The organism is Pseudomonas sp. GL_103 (assembly GCF_057835175.1).
Window position 1 is genome coordinate 2,584,828 of record NZ_CM174420.1, and the last position, 14,897, is coordinate 2,599,724.

13 protein-coding genes are annotated in these 14,897 nt (G+C 60.6%); 5 read left to right on the forward strand and 8 right to left on the reverse strand.

What is annotated here, in order from left to right; translation table 11 throughout:
- Positions 1-18: 18 nt before the first annotated feature.
- From preA to hydA, 3 genes are all read right to left on the reverse strand, one after another.
- On the reverse strand, positions 19-1,293 hold the full coding sequence (preA, locus tag AC3IP0_RS11925) for an NAD-dependent dihydropyrimidine dehydrogenase subunit PreA (RefSeq protein WP_489327495.1): 1,275 nt from the start codon (positions 1,291-1,293) through the stop codon (positions 19-21).
- Entirely contained in the window at positions 1,294-2,661 is a 1,368-nt protein-coding gene (locus AC3IP0_RS11930) for an NAD(P)-dependent oxidoreductase (RefSeq protein ID WP_489327496.1), read from the reverse strand.
- Positions 2,662-2,822: 161 nt separating this feature from the next.
- A complete protein-coding gene (gene hydA, locus AC3IP0_RS11935; RefSeq protein WP_489327497.1) occupies positions 2,823-4,262 on the reverse strand; it encodes a dihydropyrimidinase in 1,440 nt (479 codons plus the stop codon).
- A gap of 540 nt (positions 4,263-4,802) precedes the next feature.
- On the opposite strand from hydA, the gene AC3IP0_RS11940 reads away from it, so the two are divergent.
- Both AC3IP0_RS11940 and AC3IP0_RS11945 read left to right on the forward strand, forming a co-directional pair.
- Positions 4,803-6,287, forward strand: a complete 1,485-nt coding sequence (locus tag AC3IP0_RS11940; RefSeq protein ID WP_489319380.1) for an NCS1 family nucleobase:cation symporter-1 — start codon at positions 4,803-4,805, stop codon at positions 6,285-6,287.
- Between the two features lie 148 nt (positions 6,288-6,435).
- Positions 6,436-7,719, forward strand: coding sequence for a Zn-dependent hydrolase (locus AC3IP0_RS11945; protein WP_489319381.1), 1,284 nt, complete (start codon positions 6,436-6,438; stop codon positions 7,717-7,719).
- An 84-nt stretch (positions 7,720-7,803) separates the two neighbouring features.
- Here AC3IP0_RS11945 and AC3IP0_RS11950 read toward each other — a convergent pair whose 3' ends face one another.
- Positions 7,804-8,262, reverse strand: a complete 459-nt coding sequence (locus AC3IP0_RS11950; protein ID WP_489327499.1) for an REP-associated tyrosine transposase — start codon at positions 8,260-8,262, stop codon at positions 7,804-7,806.
- 217 nt (positions 8,263-8,479) lie between these two features.
- Here AC3IP0_RS11950 and AC3IP0_RS11955 point away from each other — a divergent pair, with 217 nt between their 5' ends.
- Both AC3IP0_RS11955 and AC3IP0_RS11960 read left to right on the forward strand, forming a co-directional pair.
- Complete coding sequence (locus AC3IP0_RS11955) at positions 8,480-9,121, forward strand: helix-turn-helix transcriptional regulator (protein WP_489319383.1); 642 nt, start codon at positions 8,480-8,482, stop codon at positions 9,119-9,121.
- A 236-nt stretch (positions 9,122-9,357) separates the two neighbouring features.
- The gene (locus tag AC3IP0_RS11960; RefSeq protein WP_157222703.1) at positions 9,358-9,579 is read left to right on the forward strand and encodes a hypothetical protein; all 222 of its coding nucleotides are present in this window, start codon (positions 9,358-9,360) and stop codon (positions 9,577-9,579) included.
- Positions 9,580-9,707: 128 nt separating this feature from the next.
- On the opposite strand, the gene AC3IP0_RS11965 is transcribed toward AC3IP0_RS11960, so the two are convergent.
- On the reverse strand, positions 9,708-10,475 hold the full coding sequence (locus AC3IP0_RS11965) for an SDR family oxidoreductase (RefSeq protein WP_008046696.1): 768 nt from the start codon (positions 10,473-10,475) through the stop codon (positions 9,708-9,710).
- A 37-nt stretch (positions 10,476-10,512) separates the two neighbouring features.
- Positions 10,513-11,580 (reverse strand): phosphotransferase family protein, encoded by a 1,068-nt coding sequence (locus AC3IP0_RS11970; RefSeq protein WP_046037263.1) that lies wholly within the window; start codon positions 11,578-11,580, stop codon positions 10,513-10,515.
- A gap of 189 nt (positions 11,581-11,769) precedes the next feature.
- On the opposite strand from AC3IP0_RS11970, the gene AC3IP0_RS11975 reads away from it, so the two are divergent.
- Complete coding sequence (locus AC3IP0_RS11975; RefSeq protein ID WP_046037262.1) at positions 11,770-12,165, forward strand: DUF4280 domain-containing protein; 396 nt, start codon at positions 11,770-11,772, stop codon at positions 12,163-12,165.
- A gap of 108 nt (positions 12,166-12,273) precedes the next feature.
- Here the strand turns inward: AC3IP0_RS11975 and AC3IP0_RS11980 are convergent, their stop codons facing one another.
- Together AC3IP0_RS11980 and AC3IP0_RS11985 are read right to left on the reverse strand one after the other, a co-directional pair.
- Positions 12,274-12,816: a toxin-antitoxin system YwqK family antitoxin gene (locus tag AC3IP0_RS11980; protein ID WP_489319384.1), complete on the reverse strand. Its 543-nt coding sequence runs from the start codon at positions 12,814-12,816 to the stop codon at positions 12,274-12,276.
- A 12-nt stretch (positions 12,817-12,828) separates the two neighbouring features.
- Positions 12,829-14,838, reverse strand: coding sequence for a type VI secretion system Vgr family protein (locus AC3IP0_RS11985; RefSeq protein WP_489327501.1), 2,010 nt, complete (start codon positions 14,836-14,838; stop codon positions 12,829-12,831).
- Positions 14,839-14,897: the final 59 nt, after the last annotated feature.

Sequence of the window (14,897 nt, forward strand, 5' to 3'; positions counted from 1 at the left end):
ATCTTTTGATCTTATAACTCAAACCGCAACGTGATACGGATTCCTCGGATCATGATTCCAGTCCAGGAACGGCTTGCCAGTTTCCACCGGCACCATCTCGATGCAGTCCTGCACCGGGCAGGTGATCTGGCACAGGTTGCAGCCCACGCACTCCTCATCGATCACTTCGTACTTATGCGTGCCGTCCGCTTGCTTGAGGCTGGCCACGGCCTGGTGCGAGGTGTCCTCACAAGCGATATGGCAACGACCGCAACCGATACACGCCTCCTGATCAATCTTCGCAATCACCTGGTAATTGATGTCCAGGTACTTCCAGTCCGTGGTGTTGCCCACCGCGCGCCCGGAAAACTCCGAAATGCTGGCGTAGCCCTGACTGTCCATCCAGCGTGACAAGCCGTCCTTCATGTCTTCGACAATCCGGAAGCCGTGCAGCATCGCCGCCGTGCATACCTGCACCGAGCCGCTGCCCAGGGCGATGAATTCCGCGGCGTCGCGCCAGTTGCCGATGCCGCCGATGCCGCTGATCGGCAGGCCCTGGGTCTGCGGGTCGCGGGCGATTTCGGCGACCATGTTCAAGGCAATCGGCTTGACCGCCGAGCCGCAGTAACCGCCGTGGGTGCTTTGGCTGCCGACCATGGGGTTGGCGACCATGCGCTCGAGGTTGACGCTGGTGATCGAGTTGATGGTGTTGATCAACGACACCGCATCGGCACCACCACGGTGGGCGGCGCGGGCGGCGACGCGGATGTCGGTGATGTTCGGCGTGAGCTTGACGATTACCGGCAACGAGCAATACGTCTTGCACCAGCGGGTGACCTGTTCCACGTACTCCGGCACCTGGCCGACCGCCGCGCCCATGCCCCGTTCCGGCATGCCGTGGGGGCAGCCGAAGTTCAGTTCGATGCCGTCAGCGCCGGTGGCTTCCACCAGCGGCAGGATGTGTTTCCAGGATTCTTCGACGCAGGGCACCATCAAGGACACGATCAGCGCGCGGTCCGGCCAGTCCTTTTTGACCTGGGTGATTTCCCGCAGGTTGATCTCCAGCGAGCGGTCGGTGATCAACTCGATGTTGTTAAAACCCAGTACCTCCCGGTTAGCCCCGAAGTGCGCTGAATAGCGCGACGACACATTCACCGCCGCCGGGTCTTCCCCCAGGGTTTTCCAGACCACGCCGCCCCAGCCAGCCTCGAAGGCGCGGACCACGTTGTAGGCCTTGTCGGTCGGCGGCGCGGAGGCCAGCCAGAATGGATTGGGTGCTTTGATGCCGGCGAAGACAATCGACAGATCGGCCATTTACGCAGCCTCCACGTTGAGCATCAGTTGAGCGTTGATCGCCTCGGCGGCGCGCTTGCCATGCTGCACGGCTTGCACGGTGAGGTCTTGATCGAGGCTGGTGCAGTCACCGCCGGCATACACGCCGGGGATGCTGGTGCGCAGGTTTTCATCGACTTCGATACGCTCGCCCTGACGCTTGAGCTCGCGGGCCAGCGGATCGCTGAGGGCGCTGCCGTCGAAGGCCTGGCCGATGGCCTTGAAGATCGCATCGGCGGCCAGTTCGAAGGTTTCACCGGTGGTTTGCAGGCGACCTTCCACCAGGCAGGTGCGGGCGAAACGCATGCCGCGCACCCGGCCGTGGTCATCGAGCAGCACTTCTTCGGGTTGTGCCCAGGTCATCAGCCGCACCTGATTGGCCTTGGCAATGTCCTGTTCGTGATGGGTGGCACCCATGTCCTCGATGCCACGGCGGTACACCAGATTCACATCGTGGGCGCCGAGGCGGGCCATTTGCACCGCCATGTCGATGGCGGTGTTGCCTGCGCCGAGGACAATGCAGTGGTCGGCCAGGGGCAACTGGCTCAGGTCATCGGCCTGGCGCAGTTCGCGGATGTAGTCGGTGGCGGCGAGCAGGCCGGGCGCGTCTTCGTGGACCAGGCCCAGCTGTTTGCTGGCATTGAGCCCGAGGCCGAGGAACACCGCATCGAACTGCTGGTGCAGTTCGCTGAGGGTCAGGTTCTCCCCGAGCTTCTGTCCGTGGCGGATTTCGATGCCGCCGATTTCCAAGAGGAACTCAAGTTCCTTTTGCGCGTAGTCATCCACCAGTTTGTATTTGGCGATCCCGTATTCGTTGAGGCCGCCAGCTTTTTCCCGCGCCTCGAAGATCACCACGTCATGCCCGTGCATGGCACTGCGGTGGGCGCAGGACAAACCGGCCGGACCGGCACCCACCACGGCGATGCGTTTGCCGGTGGCGGCAGTACGCTGGAAGGGGTGCGTGCTGAAGTGGGCGTTGTCCACGGCATAGCGTTGCAACAGGCCGATCATGACCGGCGCGCATTCGTGAGCGTTGTTGCGCACGCAGGCTTGCTGGCAAAGAATTTCCGTCGGGCACACCCGGGCGCAACTGCCGCCGAGGATGTTGGCCGAGAGGATTTTCTGCGCCGCGCCTTGCACGTTGTCCTGCGCAATGTTGCGGATGAACGAGGGAATGTCGATCTCGCTCGGACAGGCATTCACGCAGGGCGCGTCGTAGCAATACAGGCAGCGCGAGGCTTCCAGGTGCGCCTGGCGCTCGTTGAGCGGCGGCGCCAGATCGGTGAAATGGCCGGCGAGGGCGGCCGCATTCTCTTGGGGATGCGGGAGGTGGTCCAGGGTCTTGATCACGGTTTTGGCCTCACGGTTATTTGAGGTGCTGCCTCTGAATGGGCATTGTTTTTGTGTTGTCTGTGCTGACGTCATCGCGAGCAAGCTCGCTCCCACAGGGAACTCGGGTGTTCATTAAACCTGTGGGAGCGAGCTTGCTCGCGATAGGCCGAAGGCCGCTTTCAGCGTTTCACAGCAACCGGCTTGTGCAACTCAGCCCGCTTGCTCAGCAAATCAAACACCGCCGGATACGCCGGCCGTTCGATGTAGCGCCCGGCCCCACGCTCGGCCCGCAGGTCGCCGTCGGCCCAGACCACGCGGCCCTGGCTGATGGTGTGGCTGGGCACGCCGCGCACGGTCTTGCCTTCGAAGATGTTGAAGTCCACCTGCTGATGGTGGGTCTTGGCGGAAATGGTCCGTGTGCCTTGCGGGTCCCACAGCACCAGGTCGGCATCGGCACCCACACGAATCGCGCCTTTGCGAGGGTAGAGGTTGAAGATCTTCGCCGTGTTGGTGGACGTCAGGGCGACGAATTGCTGCATCGAAAAGCGTCCGCTGTTCACCCCTTCATCCCACAACACGGCCATGCGGTCTTCAATGCCGGCGGTGCCGTTGGGGATTTTGCTGAAGTCGTCGCGGCCAGCGGCTTTTTGCTCGGCGCAGAAACAGCAGTGGTCAGTGGCGGTGGTGTGCAGGTTGCCCGATTGCAGGCCATGCCAGAGTGCCTCTTGATGGCCGCGGGGGCGGAACGGCGGGCTCATCACGTAACCGGCGGCGGTCTGCCAGTCCGGATCGCGGTAGACGCTGTCGTCCAGCAGCAGGTGCCCGGCCAGCACTTCGCCGTAGACCGGCTGGCCCTTGCCCCGGGCGTAGGTGATTTCGTCCAGCGCTTCCTTGGTCGAGACGTGGACCAGGTACAGCGGCGTGCCGAGGGTTTCGGCGATGCGGATCGCCCGGCTCGCGGCTTCGCCTTCAACCTGTGAAGGGCGCGACAGGGGATGCGCCTCCGGCCCGGTGATACCCTGGGCCATCAGCTTGCGTTGCAGGTGATACACCAGTTCACCATTTTCCGCGTGAACGGTCGGCACCGCGCCCAGTTCCAGGCAGCGTTCGAAACTCGCCACCAGGGTGTCGTCGGCGGCCATGATCGCGTTCTTGTAGGCCATGAAATGCTTGAAGCTGTTGACGCCGTGCTGACTGACCAGCTCGGCCATTTCCTCGCGGACCTGTTCGCTCCACCAGGTGATGGCGACATGAAAACCGTAGTCCGACGCCGACTTCTCGGCCCAGCCGCGCCACTGATGGAAGGCTTCGAGCAAGGATTGCTGCGGGTTGGGAATCACGAAGTCGATGATCGAGGTGGTACCGCCGGCCAGTCCCGCCGCCGTGCCGCTGTAGAAATCTTCGCTGGCCACCGTGCCCATGAAGGGCAGTTGCATGTGGGTGTGCGGATCGATGCCGCCGGGCATCAGGTATTGGCCGCTGCCGTCGAGCACTTCGGCGCCTGCAGGTACATCGAGATTTTCGCCGATGGCCTTGATCACGCCGTCTGTGCAATACACATCGGCGCGATAACTTTCATCATGGGTAACAACGGTGGCGCCACGGATCAACAGAGACATTCCGAGTTCCTCGCAGGCAATGACCGGTTTATGCCGGTTCTAGATGTTCTATTTAAAAACAGCCCGGACAGATTGATTCCTGTCAGTGCTGTCAGGATTAAACGCTAGCTGCAGTTATCCGAATCGGCAAGAATATTTTTTATAAGCTTATGCTGATATTAACTAATTGATATTTAACGATTAAATACAAGAATCACCAAAATGGTGAGGTTGCTCACCATTTTGACGCACTTGACAGGATCGAAAAATAGTCAAGATTTCCTATGTGAAATCAGCTGTTTGAGTATGGTCTATGGTTGATGCGCAGCCATTGAAAAAAGATCAACGCACCAGTTTGAGTCCTGACTGTCCGGACAACTTGCCTGGCATTCGGCCTGAGTGGCCTGACAAATAGTCGAGTCAGCGAATAAAACTGATAAACATCAGTTGGTTGCAATGTGTTTATGGAACTGCCCGATGCGTAATCGGGGTAAACGGCACGTTTATTGATGTCGCCAGCCCCTGATGAGCAACAATAATCAAAAGAACAGTGGAGCGGCCATGCAACAGATCAGATCGCAAGTGACCGAGCGCGACGGCTTGTTCGAGCTCGAAGCCGGCAGCGATGTCCTCGACAGTCCCCGTTACAACCACGACATTGCACCGACCAAGGTGCGCGAACGCACCTGGAACAAATGGCACATCACCGCGCTGTGGGTGGGCATGGCGATCTGCGTGCCGACCTACACCCTCGGTGGCGTGCTGACCGCGTACTTCGGCCTGAGCGTCGGTGAAGCGCTGCTGGCGATTCTGTTCGCCAACATCATCGTGCTGATTCCCCTGACGCTTAACGCCTTTCCCGGCACCAAGTACGGCATTCCCTTTCCGGTGTTGCTGCGCTCGTCCTTCGGCGTGCTCGGTTCCAACATTCCGTGCCTGATCCGCGCCCTGGTGGCGTGTGGCTGGTTCGGCATCCAGACCATGTTCGGCGGGCTGGCGATACACCTGTTCCTCGGCTCGGTGTTCGAGGGCTGGAAATCCCTGGGCGGCACCGGCGAGGTCATCGGCTTCATGGTGTTCTGGGCACTGAACCTGTGGGTGGTGATTCGCGGCGCCGAGTCGATCAAATGGCTGGAAACCCTGTCGGCCCCGCTGCTGGTGCTGGTGGGCGTAGGCCTGCTGGTCTGGGCCATGCCCAACGTGTCGATGAGCGAATTGCTGGCAATCCCGGCCAAGCGTCCCGAAGGCGCCGGCGTGGCCAGCTACTTCGCCGCCGGGCTGACGGCGATGGTCGGCTTTTGGGCCACGTTGTCACTGAACATTCCGGACTTCAGTCGCTACGCAAAAAGCCAGAAGGACCAGATTGTCGGGCAGATCATCGGCCTGCCGCTGACCATGTTCCTGTTCGCGTCCCTCGGTGTGGTAATGACTGCCGCGTCGGTGAAACTGGTGGGGGTGACGGTGTCTGATCCGGTGACCCTGATTGGCCATATCCAGAGCCCGGTGTGGGTCGCATTGGCCATGGCGCTGATCATCATTGCCACCCTGTCGACCAATACGGCAGCCAACATCGTGTCGCCGACCAATGACTTCCAGAACATCGCGCCCAAGGCGATCAACCGTACCAAGGCAGTATTGCTCACCGGGTTTGTCGGGTTGGCATTGATGGCCCATGAACTGCTAAAAAAACTGGGCCTGATTGTCTCGGACGTCAGTCTCGAAACCGTCTATTCCAACTGGTTGCTTGGCTATTCCAGCCTGCTGGGGCCAATTGCCGGGATCATGGTGGTGGACTATTTCCTGATCAAGAAACAGCAACTGGACCTCGCGGGTTTGTACAGGGACGACGTGTATCCGGCGTGGAACTGGAGCGGGTTCATCGCGTTTGGTGTGCCGGTGGTGTTGACCCTACTGTCCCTGGGCAGCGATGCGTTCAGCTGGTTCTACAGCTATGGCTGGTTCACCGGCTCGGCGCTGGGTGGGGTTATTTATTACGGGTTGAGTGTGATGCGAGTCGATCCGTCGGTAGCGAAATCTCCGGTGTGACGACTGGCCTCTTCGCGAGCAGGCTCGCTCCCACAGGGTTCTCGGGTGTTCACAAAACCTGTGGGAGCGAGCTTGCTCGCGATGAGGGCTTTGAATCCACCAACGAAACACCTGAAGAAACACACAAGAACAGCCTGAGGAGATCATCATGAACGCGGCCGTAGACGTTCTGCAGTCCAGCCATCAGCACATCAACCGCGACCGCCTGTGGCAATCGCTCATGGAACTGGCCAGGCTCGGCGCCACGGTCAAGGGCGGCGTGTGTCGCCTGGCCCTGACCGATCTCGACCGCCAGGCCCGGGACATCTTCGTCAAGTGGTGTATCGATGCCGGCTGCACCGTCAGCATCGACGCTGTCGGCAACATCTTCGCCCGTCGCCCCGGGCAAAATCCCGACCTGCCACCGGTGATGACCGGCAGCCACATCGACACCCAGCCCACCGGCGGCAAGTTCGATGGCTGCTTCGGTGTGCTGGCCGGCGTCGAAGTGTTGCGCACCCTCAATGACCTCAACATCGAAACCGAAGCGCCACTGGAAGTGGTGGTCTGGACCAACGAAGAAGGCTCGCGCTTCGCCCCGTGCATGATGGGTTCCGGCGTGTTCGCGGAAAAATTCACCCTCGAGGAAACCCTGGCCAAGGTCGATGCCGATGGCGTGACTGTGGGTGAAGCACTGAATGCAATTGGCTACGCTGGCCCCCGCAAAGTCAGCGGCCACAAAGTCGGTGCCTACTTTGAAGCTCACATCGAGCAAGGCCCGATCCTGGAAGACGAACGCAAGACCATAGGCGTGGTCATGGGCGCCCTCGGGCAGAAATGGTTTGACCTCAAACTGCGCGGCGTCGAAGCCCACGCCGGCCCGACCCCGATGCACTTGCGCAAGGACGCCCTGGTCGGTGCCGCGGTGATCGTCGGTGCGCTCAACCGCGCGGCCCTCAGCCATCAACCCCATGCCTGCGGCACCGTCGGTTGCCTGCAAGCCTATCCCGGCTCGCGCAACGTCATCCCCGGCGAAGTGCGCATGACCCTGGACTTCCGGCACCTGGAACCGGCGCGCCTGGACTCGATGATCGCCGAAGTGCGCGAAGTCATCGAAACCACCTGCGACGAACACGGCCTGACCTTCGAGCTCACGCCAACGGCCGACTTCCCGCCGCTGTACTTCGACAAAGGCTGCGTCGAAGCAGTGCGCGGCGCCGCCCAAAGCCTGGGCCTGTCGCACATGGACATCGTGAGCGGCGCAGGCCACGACGCGATCTTCCTCGCCGAGCTCGGCCCGGCCGGGATGATCTTCGTGCCCTGCGAAGGCGGCATCAGCCACAACGAAATCGAAAACGCCGCGCCGGATGACCTGGCGGCCGGCTGTGCGGTGCTGTTGCGGGCGATGCTGGCGGCTTCGGCGGCGGTGGCGAAGGGCGAGTTGGCGGTCTGAGCCTAAAAAGATCGCAGCCTTCGGCAGCTCCTACAGAGAGTTGTGTACCCCGTAGGAGCTGCCGAAGGCTGCGATCTTCGATCTTCAAACCCAAATGGCATCCCACAGCGAGTAATCGCCAATGCGCTTCACCAACCCCGCACGCAACGGATTCATGACGATGTAGCGGGTAGCGTCCTTTATGTCTTCTTCCCGGCGCAAAGCACGGTCGTAGTAACCACGCTGCCACAGACGGCCCATATCACCACGCACAAGATTGATCGAGCGGCTGCTTCTGGATTTGATGCGACACATCAGCTCGGCCAATGTGCCTTGTTTCAGCTCGACTAACCAATGCAGGTGATCCGGCATCACCACCCAGGCCATGGAAGCAACTGTCGAGCTTTCCTGTGCACCGCGCAGCTGATTGACAAGCAGGCGTCCAAAACGAAAATCCGAGAAAACAGGTTGGCGTTGATGAGTGACTGCGGTGAGCAGGTAGATACGTCCGGATTCAGAGTATCGAGCCTTGCGCAGACGAGATCCTTTTGCGGCAACGGGCATTCCTTTTTCCTCCTTGAAAAGTGCGGAGCATTGAACGGTAGCGGAGGGTTTTCGTTGCGTTGGTCTGAGCTTTTTCGTTTTGTTTCGGCGATGCAGAAAAGATCGCAGCCTGCGGCAGCTCCTACGTCGGTTGTCTGGCCAGACTGCACGATCATCAACCGCTGCGGTCGTACTCTTCACAGGGGCCAAAATGGCCCGTCGCGTGTGTGGTGAGCCCATGAGCCAGGACGTCCTGAGCACCGATACCAATCGCCGCCAGTTGCAGCAAATCATCGCCAGCTTGTCCGACGGGGTGATTCTGCTCGATCCAGACCAGAGCATCCTGTGGGCCAACGAGGCGGCGCTGGCCATGCACGGTGCCTCGCAGATCAGCGACCTGGGCGCCAACGCCAAGGCGTATGCCAAACGCTTTGCCCTGCGTTATCGCAATAATCACCTCGTGCCGGCCGACAGCTACCCGATCAATCGGGTGGCGCGCGGCGAGACGTTCAGCGATGTGCTGGTGGAAGTGACGTCGACGGCGGACGAAGAGCGTACCTGGATCCATCGCGTGCGCAGTCTGGTGTTGGCCGACAGCCATGGCGAGCCGGAATCGCTGGTGCTGATCATGGAGGATGTCACCGACTGGGCCAGCGCCGGGCAACTGACCGCCCGTGAGCGCGATGTGCTGGGCCTGATCTGCGAAGGTCTGGCCGACAAGGAAATCGCCGCGCGCCTGAAAGTCGCGCCGAACACGGTACGCAACCATGTGGCGATGGTGTATTCCAAGCTCGATGTGCACAGTCGCAGCGAGGCGATTGTCTGGGCGCGGGAGCGGGGACTGTTCTTTGGTGAATCCCGGTCGAAGAGGCAGGGTTAAGGTACAAACGCACTATCGATCACCGCATTGATCGAAAACCGGCGTTACGAACTGGGCAGCAATTCCTTGCAACGCCCTGATCCGGTGATGTAAGAACTGTCAGCTTTTAGGGGTGTTGGTCACGGACTGGGCTATAAATGATTCGCAGATATTTATTTTTTTGACAGGTGCATGGACTTTGCGCGCCAGTTTTGTTGTCACAAAAAATGTGTCTATCACTTATCGCGGGTCAACCTATGAAAACTCTTGGGAAACGCGTTATCTCACCCTTGTCGCTGGCATTGTGCGTGGCGATCCTCGGCGGCTGCGCCAGCCCGCCACCCCCGCCAGCGGTCACTCCACCCCCTCCTGAACGCACCTGCCAGGCCATGGATAAAACCGATGTTTTGGGCGATGTACGGGCTGAAGACGGGCAGGTGACCCGAGTCACCACCACGACTCGTTGCGTCACGCAGTAAATCGGGGGCATCACTCTGTGGGAGCGAGCTTGCTCGCGATAGCGGAGTATCAGTCGACATCGATGTTGAATCTGATATCGCCATCGCGAGCAAGCTCGCTCCCACAGGGATTTGTGCTGTTCAGACGATCAGGACAGGAACCCGCCATCCACATTCAGCGAAACGCCGGTGGTGTAGCTGGAAGCATCGCTGGCCAGGTACAACACCGCGCCAGCCATTTCGCTTGGGTCAGCCACGCGCTTGAGCGGAATCTGTTGCAACGCGGTGTTCAGGATGGCTTCGTTTTTCACCAGTGCCGAGGCGAACTTGGTGTCGGTCAGGCCCGGCAACAAGGCATTGCAACGAATCCCGAACTGCGCACATTCCTTGGCAAACACCTTGGTCATGTTGATCACGGCCGCCTTGGTCACCGAGTAGATGCCCTGGAAGATCCCCGGCGAAACGCCGTTGATCGAGGCCACGTTGATGATGCTGCCGCCGCCGTTTTCGCGCATCAGCTTGCCGGCTTCGACCGACATGAAGAAGTAGCCGCGGATGTTCACGTCGACGGTTTTCTGGAAGGCGCTGAGGTCGGTGTCCAGCACGTTGCAGAACTGCGGGTTGGTCGCGGCGTTGTTGACCAGGATGTCCAGGCGGCCGAACTGTTCCTTGATGCCGGCGAAGACCTGGCTGATCTGCTCCATTTCGCCGATGTGGCAGGCAACGGCGGTGGCCTTGCCGCCCGCGGCGATGATGGCGTCGGCGACGTGCTGGCAGCCTTCAAGCTTGCGGCTCGACACGATCACGTGGGCGCCTTGCTGGGCCAGCAGTTTGGCAATGGCTTCACCGATGCCACGGCTGGCGCCGGAAACGAAAGCGATCTTGCCGTCGAGGTCGAACAACTGAGTCTTGGACATGGGATTCCCTTGTTATGAAGCCTTGTGATGACGCTGATCAGAGGCTGGATTTCGAAATGACCTGCAAGCTCATCTGCTCCAGCAGCTTGTTCATGTGAATGAACTGCGCGAAGCGTTTGTCCTGGGTCTGGCCGTGGTAGAAGCGGTAGTAGATCTGCTGCACGATGCCGGCCAGGCGGAACAGGCCGTAGGTGTAGTAGAAGTCGAAATTGTCGATGCGGATGCCCGAGCGTTCGGCGTAGTAGTCGACGAACTCGCGGCGGGTCAGCATGCCCGGCGCGTGGCTCGGCTGGCGGCGCATCATCTGCACCGGCGCCGGATCATCGGCTTCGATCCAGTAGGCGAGGGTGTTGCCCAGGTCCATCAGCGGGTCGCCGAGGGTGGTCAGTTCCCAGTCGAGCACGCCGATGATCTGCATCGGGTTGTTCGGGTCGAGGATCACGTTGTCGAAGCGGTAGTCGTTGTGCACGATGCTGGAGGTCGGATGGTCCGCCGGCATCTTGTCGTTGAGCCAGGCTTTCACCGTTTCCCATTGTGGCGCATCGGGGGTCAGGGCCTTTTCGTAGCGATCGCTCCAGCCTTTGATTTGCCGCGCCACGTAACCTTCGGGCTTGCCCAGGTCACCCAGGCCGTAGGCGTTGTAGTCGACGCGATGCAGTTCCACGAACTTGTCGATGAAACTCTTGCACAGGGCTTCGGTTTTCGCCGAATCCAGGCCCAGCTCCGGCGGCAGGTCCGAGCGCAGGATGATGCCGTTGACCCGTTCCATGACATAGAACTCGGCCCCGATCACCGATTCGTCGGTGCAGTGCACGTAGGCTTTCGGGCAGTACGGAAAGCCGTCGCGCAGTTGATTGAGGATGCGGAATTCACGGCCCATGTCGTGGGCCGACTTGGCCTTGTGGCCGAAGGGCGGGCGACGCAGGACAAATTCCTGTTCGGGGTATTCCAGCAAGTAGGTGAGGTTTGAAGCACCGCCCGGAAACTGGCTGATCCGTGGCAAACCGCTGAGCCCCGGAATATGGGCCTTGAGGTACGGATCGATCAGGCTGGCATCGAGCTCTTCGCCGGTGCGGATACGGGTGGACTGGTCGTTAAGCGCCATGCTTATCCCTTCTGCTTATTCTGGAGGCCTTAAACTATTGGCTAATCTAATGCTGAGGCAGGAGTGCCACAAGCGTGGCACGGTCTTATAGGTTAGCGTGTTGCAGGATAATCATCGTTCCTGATGTGCGAGAACACGCCCGGCGGACTATGGTTCAGGGGCACGGTGTTGCCAGGAAGGAGGTTTGAAATGGGCTGTCCGCAAGTCTGTGCCAGCGCCACCCTGCAGTGCAGCTTTGGCGCGGCGCCGGCGGTGCTCAACGTGCTGCCGGTCAATCGCACACTGACCGCTGGCCTGCCGGCGGCGAACATCATGGATCACATCCCGCTGGTCAACATCATGCCCTTCGGTGTGTGCACGAGCCTGGCCAACCCGACGGTCGCGGCCGCCACCGCTGCGGCGTTGGGTGTGCTGACACCGATGCCCTGCATCCCGGCGACCGCCACGCCGTGGATACCGGGCGGGGCGCCGACCCTGCTGCTGGGCGGCATGCCGGCCATCGATGCCAACAGCACCCTGATGTGCAACTGGGCCGGGGTGATCAAGATTGTCATGCCCGGGCAGATGCAGATGCTCATTCCCTGACTCCCACAGGGATCTTCTGTGAATGCAGTATTTGTGAACAACAGTGATCACTGTGGGAGCGGGCTTGCCCGCGATGGGGTCATCTGAGCCAATACAAGGCTTCAGGCTTCAGGCCTCGACAGGATCACTCCAGCGCCTGAACCACCAGCGTGCCCTCGAGATCGGCTTACCCTCGGCGTCCAGCGGACGTCCATCGGCGGCGAAACCCTGTTCCGGTTCCAGCAACTGACCATTGAGATACCGCGCCTCGACGGCGGTTTTTCCGTTGGGGTGAAACCGCTGATAACGCCCCTCGCGCACGCCATCGCGGTAGAACTCGGCCTCGGCCAGTTGCCCGTCGGGAAAATAATTGAACGCCTCGCCATGCAGCAGCCCTCGGCGGTAAGTAGCCTTGCGTTGCAGCCAGCCTTGCGGCGCATGGAAACTGGCGATCCCCTGCAGCTTGTCACGGACAAACGGCAGATGCGCCGAGACCTTGCCATTGGGGTGATAGAGCAGGGTAGTGCCTTGCAATTCGCCCTGGCTGTAGTGCAAATCGGCTTGTGCGCGCCCGTCATCCTTGATGTGCAACGCACCGTCGAGCTGACCATCGAGCAGGCGACCTTTGAGCTGTTTATCGTTCTGCTGCAAGTCCAGCGGTGTGATGGCCATGGGTTCTCCTTGTCAGTTGACCTGCACCAGGCCGCCCTTGATGGTCAGCATGCCGCCGCCATCCACGGTCTGCGAAGCGGCACCCTTGTTGGTGAGGCTGATCCCGGCATCGTTGATCATTGTCGTGCCGGCCTTGTTCTCCAGCGAGGTGCCGGCCTGGTTGCTCAAGGAAGTGCCGGCCTTCTGACTGATCGAGGTGCTGGCCTCAGCGGCGAGGTCCGCACCGCTCTTGATCGCAAAACTGCCACCGCTTTGCAGGGTCAGGGTGCCGGTCACCTTGATGGTCAGGTTGCCGTCCACGGTCAGGCTGTAGTTGCCGGTGACCGTGTGGTCGTAGTTGCCGCCAGTGCTGTGGGTCTGGTCGGCACCGACTTTCACTGTGCGGCTGTCCTTCACGTCAAGGCTGTCGCTGCCGGTCTGGATGGTCACGCTGCGTTTACCTTTCTCCAGGGTCACGGTCTCGTCGCCTTCCTTCACCGTGCGCGTGCGCGCGTTCTGCACCGTCAGGGTTTCGTCATGGCCAACGGTGGCAGTGGTGTCGTTGAGTACGTTGATCTTCAGATCCTTCTGCGCCTGCAGGAACACCTCTTCGGCGTCCTTCTTGTCCTCAAAACGCAACTCGTTGAAACCGCCGCCGCCCTTGGACGACTGGGTCTTGATCCCGGACTGGGTCTGATTGGCCGGAAGTGCATAGGGCAGGGCGTTGTCACCGTTGTAGACGCAACCGGTCACCAGTGGCCGATCGGGGTCGCCGTCGATAAAGGTCACGATCACTTCCTGGCCGATGCGCGGGACGAACTGCATCCCGAAACCCTTGCCGCTCCAGGGCAACACCACTCGCACCCAACACGAACTGGTTTCATCGTTCTTGCCGTCGCGGTCCCAGGGAAACTGCAATTTGATGCGGCCGTATTCGTCGGTCCAGATCTCTTCGCCGGATTTGCCCACGACTATGGCTGTTTGTGTGTGCATGCGTGGTTTGGGCGTTGTTCGCGCCGGGCGAAAAGGCGTGGCTTTGGGGATCGCTTCGAAGCGGTTGCGGTAGTTATCGTGGCTGGCTTCGTGAGTCACCGCCGTCACTACCCAATCGATATTCAGGCTCGTATCATCATGGCCGGCGAGGGTGAACCAGTGCCCCGGCACCAGCCAGCGGCAGTCGCTTTCGCCGACAAAACGCTTCTCCTGACTGCGCAAGCCTTCAACCCGCTGCTTGGTCAACGCATCGCCGCGGGCCTTGGCGTTGTAGCTGCCCGGATGCTCGTAGATCGAGCGAGGCCCCGCGACTGCTTCGGCCTGACTGTAGAGCGAAGTGGTCGGCGTGGTGAATTCGTAATCTGTTGCCCGATAAACGCCGGCTACGGCTTGCATGCACACTTGGCCGGAGCGAATGCCGTGCAACTCACGTTCGCCTAACTGCTGGCCGAGATAGCTGACTTTCGGCCCGTTGGGAATCTGCACAAACGCATCATTACTGTCACCCAGCACTAGCGTGTGTTTGCCGTCCTCGTGGGTGAAAAACCAGAAAATCCCTTCTTCCTCCAGCAACCGAGACACGAATGCGAAGTCGGTTTCGCTGTACTGCACGCAGTACTCGCGCGGGGTGTAGCTGCCGGTGAGTTTCAGCGTGAAATCCGTGAAGCCGTGGGCCTTGAAAATCGTGGTGACGATGTCTGAGGTGGAGAGGTTCTGGAACACCCGGTTGTTGCTGGCCAGGGTCAGCCACCACAGCCACGGCCGTAAAACGAGTTGATAGCGTTCGGCAGTGGCGTCGGCGGGGAGCTGGCGGATTTCGGCGACCAGCGCGTCGAAGGGCCGGGTTTTCGCGTCGTTGTGCAGGGTGGTCGTGACGTGGGTGGCGACGGCGGTGGACAGGATGAGTGCGGCACCGTCGTTGAGGCCATTGAGGGTTTGCGAGCCGAGCGCGTTGAGCGCTTCTTCGCCGGACAGCGACTCAGGGTAAAGCGCCGACAGCGAGGCGGCGGTCAGGGAGAGGCTGGTGTTGCTGTCGGTGGTGCGGGGCATGAAGTAGCCTCGGTGGAACTAGGGATCAGCGTGACAGCGGCAATTGAAACTTCCGCCGT